Below are 5,137 nucleotides of genomic sequence, written 5' to 3'. Positions count from 1 at the left end.
AACCTGGGGTGTCAGTCGGCATGGATGTGTCTGACCCGACGCATTCGCCAGCAAGCCGGCTCCTACAGTAATACGAGGTGAGCTAGAGGGTTTCGCGACGCCGTGATACGGGGTAAGCCACAGGGTTTCGCAACGCCGCAATACCTGTGGGAGACGCCGGAGGTTACTGGCAGACGAGGACAATAGGGCAAATGAGAGGTGCCGGGCGGGGGACGTTTCTCGCCAGGATTCATCGCCAGGCGAATTCAGCGCTGAGCGCAAACCATGTAGGAGCCGGCTTGCTGGCGAACCTAGTGTGTCAGTCGGCATGGATGTGTCTGACCCGACGCATTCGCCAGCAAGCCGGCTCCTACAGTTAAAGCGTTTACAAAAAGGTAAAAACAGTCTCAGCTGGCAACCGAGACTTCGGCAGCTTGGCGTTGAAGTCAGTCTCGCTACGATACCCCAACGACACGACCACCAGGCTGGTGAAGCCTTTCTCGCGCAGGCCCAGTTCGGTATCCAGTTTCTTGAAATCGAAACCTTCCATCGGCGTAGCGTCCAGACCCAGCGATGCAGCGCCTAGCAGCAACGTGCCGAGGGCCAGGTATGTCTGCTTTTCCATCCAGTGTTGAACATCCTTCTGGTCATACTTATGCATGTTCACGTAGCCGCGGCGAATGTTGTTCTGTCCGGTCTTGGCGTCGGCATTCGGGAAGCGGCCGTCGCGCTCCTCCTGCGCCAGCACGGTCTGCAGATGCTCTTCGGTCATTTCAGTGCGGGTGCACAGCACGATCACGTGGGAGGCGTTGAGGATCTTGCTTTCGTTGTAGACGAAGCCGCTTTCCGCGCCTTTGGCCACGCGCGCCTTGCCTTGGTCGTCAGAGGCCACGATGAAATGCCACGGCTGCGAATTCACCGACGACGGGCTGTGACGCAACTGGTCGAGCAAGGTGTCGATGGTTTCCTGCGGGATCTTGCGGGCGTTGTCGTAGGCTTTGGTGGTGTAGCGGGATTTGGCGAGTGCGGTGAGTTGCACGGTCTTTCTCCGAAACGAAAAAATGGTCGAACGCAGCGGTGATTCAGCGCCGACGGGGCGCCGATCTTCACATGCGGCACAGGGGATGAACAGTCGATCAGAAGCCTTCGAGAACGATCTTGCCGCGGGCCTTGCCGCTTTCGATAACAGCGTGGGCGCGGCGCAGGTTCTCGGCGTTGATCGCCCCGAAATGCTCGCCCAGCGTGGTCTTCAGAACGCCTTGGTCGATCAGGCTCGACACGCGGTTGAGCAATTCATGCTGGGCAATCATGTCCGGCGTTTCAAAGAGCGAGCGAGTGAACATCAGCTCCCAGTGCAGCGACAGCGCCTTGCGCTTCATCGGCACCACATCGAGGGTTTTCGGGTCGTCGATCAGGGCCAGCTTGCCTTGTGGGCGCAGGGCCTCGATTAGTTGCGTGAAGTAGCTGTCGGTGTGAGTGAGGCTGGCGACATGGCTGACCGGGCCGACGCCGATTTTCTCCAGTTGCGCCACCAGCGGCTGACTGTGATCGATCACATGGTGCGCTCCGAGGTCTTTGACCCATTCCTGGGTTTCCGGGCGCGATGCGGTGCCGATGACTGTCAGCTTTGTCAATTGACGCGCCAACTGGACGAGGATCGAACCCACGCCGCCACCTGCGCCGATGATCAGCAGACTGTCACCTTCGCCCGCGCCTTCCTGTACGCCGAGGCGGTCGAATAGTAGTTCCCATGCCGTGATCGACGTCAGCGGCAGCGCTGCAGCGTGGGCGTTATCGATGGATGTGGGTTTGCGCCCGACAATGCGTTCGTCCACCAGGTGAAATTCACTGTAACTGCCGGGGCGAGCGATTGAGCCCGCGTAGAACACCTCGTCACCGGCCTTGAACAGCGTGACCTCGCTGCCGGCTTCGCGCACGACACCGACGGCGTCCCAGCCCACAACTTTGGGCTCGGTCGCCGCTGAGCCTGCGCGGATTTTGGTGTCCACCGGGTTGACGGAAATGGCGCGCACTTCCACCAGCAGGTCGCGCGGGCCGGGGGTTGGCTTGGGCAGATCCATGTCCATCAGCGACTTCGGATCATCAATGGGCAGGCCGTGTTGGGTGAAGGCGATGGCTTTCATGGCGTTCTCTCTCAAGGGTTGAAGGTGGGTGATCTGAACAGTCTGTTCGTTGAAACGTGGGCCTATCTTGTTCTTCTCCATCAACAAGAAAAACCCGCACAATGCGCCAACACTTTCACAGCAGGAGTGAAAATGATCCGCATCGACGATCTGGCGCTATTCGTTCGGACAGCAGCTTTGGGCAGTTTTTCCAACGCCGCCCGCGAAGTTAATTTGCTGCCGGGGCAAGTGGCAGCGGCGATCAAGCGTCTGGAGCGCGACCTGGACATCCGCCTGTTTGCCCGCTCGACACGCAGCCTGCGCCTCACTGCCGAAGGTGAGCAGTACCTGCCGACTGCACAAGCGGTGCTTGATACGTTGCGGGATGGTCGCGAGAAACTGCGCCGCGAAAGCGCCGAACTGCAAGGCGCGCTGCAGGTGGCCATGCCCTCGGATCTGGGGCGCAACGTGATGCTGGAGTGGCTGACCGGGTTTCGTCGGCAACACCCAGCGCTGAACTTGCGCTTGTTCGTCTCCGATCAGCTCGCCGACATGTTTCGCGACCCGGTGGATGTGGCGATTCGCAGCGGAGTGATCGAGGACGCGAACTACATCGCCATGCCGCTCGCGCCCTGGAATCGCCGGGTGCTGGTGGCCTCGCCCGACTATCTGATGCGCAAGGGACGTCCCATGGAGTCGGACGACCTGCTGCGACATGACTGCCTGCTGTACATCCTCAACGGCCGCGTCTACGACAAATGGCCGGTGGGCGGGCGCGTTTTCGCGGTGTCCGGCCCGCTGCTGACCGATGACGCGGATCTGGTGCGGCGCTGGGCCGTGGCGGGCGAAGGTATTGCGTACAAGTCATGGGTCGACGTGAGGGACGACGTGCTGGCCGGACGCCTGGAATTGCTGCTGCCGGATTACCCCGGCGAGCCCGCGCCGCTGAATCTGGTATACCCGCACCGTAAACAGTTTTCGCCTGCGGTGCAGCAATTGCATTCGATGCTCAAGAGCCGCTTCGTGGCGATGGAGGAGGGGTTGCCTAGGTTGTTGTGACGGGGGGGAATCTCTGCGAGCGCCGTGCTGTAGGAGCCGGCTTGCTAGCGAACGCGGTGGATCAGATGAAATTACGTATCTGACCCTCCACATTCGCCAGTTAAGTCGGCTCCTACAGGAGGTGAGTCCATGGCCCGTTCCTCAATGCGAATGCCGCGGCTCGCCACTCCTGGCAATCACTCGCAAATGCAATGTCGCAGGTTCCAGACAACCGCCTGTGGACAACTGCCCGACCAATTGCCGGTACAACTCCTGCCACGGCGTCTGCGAAGCAGGCATATTCGGTTCGAATTGCGCGCGGCGTTCGGCCATTTCTTCATCGCTGACTAGCACATTCACGCTGCGATTATTCAGATCCACACGCAGCCGATCATTGGTCTTCAACAACGCCAGACCGCCCCCGACAGCTGCTTCCGGGGACATATTGAGAATCGAAGGACTGGCCGACGTCCCGCTCTGGCGACCGTCTCCCAGGCAGGGCAGCGAGTCGATGCCCTGTTTGATCAGCTCGGCCGGTGGCGCCATGTTCACCACCTCGGCGCTGCCGGGATACCCCACGGTGCCGGCGCCGCGAATCACCAGAATGCAGCGCTCGTCGATCTCCAGCGTCGGGTCGTTGATGCGCGCGTGATAGTCCTCCGGCCCTTCGAAGACGATCGCTCGCGCCTCAAAGCTGTTCTCCGCGCCAGGCTCGGACAAATAGGTCTTGCGAAACGCCTCGCCCACCACCGACATCTTCATGATCGCGCTGTCGAAAAAATTGCCGCTGAGCACGATGAAACCGGCGCGGTGCTTGAGCGGATCCTCATAAGGACGAATCACGTCGGCGTCATGGGCAACGGCGTTGCGCACGATCTCGCCGATGGTTTTGCCCGAGACCGATCCGCAGCCCTCATGTAGCTTCCCGGCCTTTTGCAGTTCGTGCATCACCGCCGGTACGCCTCCCGCGCGGTGGAAACCTTCGCCGAGGTATTTGCCTGCCGGCATGCAGTTGACCAGCAACGGCACGTCCTCGCCAATGCGCTGCCAATCCTCAAGGCTCAGCTCGACGCCCATGTGCCGGGCGATGGCGATCAGGTGCGGCGGACAGTTGCTCGACGCCCCCAGCGCGGACGCGACGGCGATCGCGTTTTCGAAGGCTTCGCGGGTCATGATCTGCGACGGACGCACATCTTCACGCACCAGATCGCAGATGCGTTTGCCGGTCATGTAGGCCATCTGGCCGCGCTCGCGGTAGGCGGCCGGAATGCTTGCGCAACCGGGCAACGACATGCCCAGCGCCTCGGCCAGCGCATTCATCGAAAGCGCCGTGCCCATGGTGTTGCAATGACCCACCGATGGCGACGCGGCGGTGGTCATTTCCATGAAGCCTTCGTAATTGATCTCACCCGCCGACAGCAGATTGCGCGCATGCCAGAGCACGGTGCCGGAGCCGATCAGCTCGCCTTTGTGACGACCATCGAGCATCGGGCCGCCAGACAACACAATGGCCGGCAGATCGGTGGTAGCTGCGGCCATCAGGCAGGCCGGGGTGGTCTTGTCGCAGCCGGTGGTCAGTACTACACCATCCAACGGGTAACCATGGAGGATTTCGACGAGACCGAGGTAAGCGAGATTGCGATCCAGGGCAGCGGTGGGGCGGCGGGTCTGCTCGGCCATCGGATGCACTGGAAACTCCATCGGTATCCCACCCGCATCACGAATCCCGGCCTTCACGCGCTGCGCCAATTCGATGTGGTGACGATTGCATGGGGCGAGGTCGCTGCCGGTCTGCGCAATACCGATGATCGGCCGCCCGGATTGCAGCTCTTCGCGAGTCAGGCCGTAGTTCATGTAGCGCTCGACGTAGAGCGCGGTCATGTCGGCGTGATCGGGATCGTCGAACCATTGCTGGCTGCGCAGAGGGCGTTTGGGCGTGGTGGGCATGGTTCGGGTCTCTCTTGTCGTTAAGGGTGTTGCAATACGCGAAATATCTG

General features: G+C 61.1%; 4 protein-coding genes. 1 reads left to right on the top strand and 3 read right to left on the bottom strand.

The annotated features are described in order from the left end of the window. Nucleotides 1-364: 364 nt before the first annotated feature. On the bottom strand, nucleotides 365-1,018 hold the full coding sequence (gene nfsB / locus ACRER8_RS14340; RefSeq protein ID WP_431746905.1) for an oxygen-insensitive NAD(P)H nitroreductase: 654 nt from the start codon (nucleotides 1,016-1,018) through the stop codon (nucleotides 365-367). 97 nt (nucleotides 1,019-1,115) lie between these two features. Then, nucleotides 1,116-2,123 carry a zinc-binding alcohol dehydrogenase family protein gene (locus tag ACRER8_RS14335; RefSeq protein WP_431746904.1) on the bottom strand — a complete coding sequence of 336 codons (1,008 nt, stop codon included), beginning with the start codon at nucleotides 2,121-2,123 and terminating at the stop codon, nucleotides 1,116-1,118. Nucleotides 2,124-2,255: 132 nt separating this feature from the next. On the opposite strand from ACRER8_RS14335, the gene ACRER8_RS14330 reads away from it, so the two are divergent. Beyond that, nucleotides 2,256-3,161, top strand: a complete 906-nt coding sequence (locus tag ACRER8_RS14330) for a LysR substrate-binding domain-containing protein (RefSeq protein WP_431746903.1) — start codon at nucleotides 2,256-2,258, stop codon at nucleotides 3,159-3,161. Between the two features lie 141 nt (nucleotides 3,162-3,302). On the opposite strand, the gene ACRER8_RS14325 is transcribed toward ACRER8_RS14330, so the two are convergent. After that, nucleotides 3,303-5,087, bottom strand: a complete 1,785-nt coding sequence (locus ACRER8_RS14325; RefSeq protein WP_431746902.1) for an IlvD/Edd family dehydratase — start codon at nucleotides 5,085-5,087, stop codon at nucleotides 3,303-3,305. Nucleotides 5,088-5,137 lie beyond the last annotated feature (50 nt).

The sequence above is a fragment of the Pseudomonas sp. genome (genome assembly GCF_050739935.1).
In the GTDB taxonomy this organism is placed as follows: Bacteria; Pseudomonadota; Gammaproteobacteria; order Pseudomonadales; family Pseudomonadaceae; genus Aquipseudomonas.
This window is presented reverse-complemented; position numbering and strand designations above follow the sequence as displayed.

Bases quoted from the DNA above. Each gene is read 5' to 3' on its own strand.
- ACRER8_RS14330 (WP_431746903.1), top strand. From the start codon at position 2,256: ATGATCCGCATCGACGATCTGGCGCTATTCGTTCGGACAGCAGCTTTG.
- ACRER8_RS14325 (WP_431746902.1), bottom strand. From the start codon at position 5,087: ATGCCCACCACGCCCAAACGCCCTCTGCGCAGCCAGCAATGGTTCGAC.
- ACRER8_RS14335 (WP_431746904.1), bottom strand. From the start codon at position 2,123: ATGAAAGCCATCGCCTTCACCCAACACGGCCTGCCCATTGATGATCCG.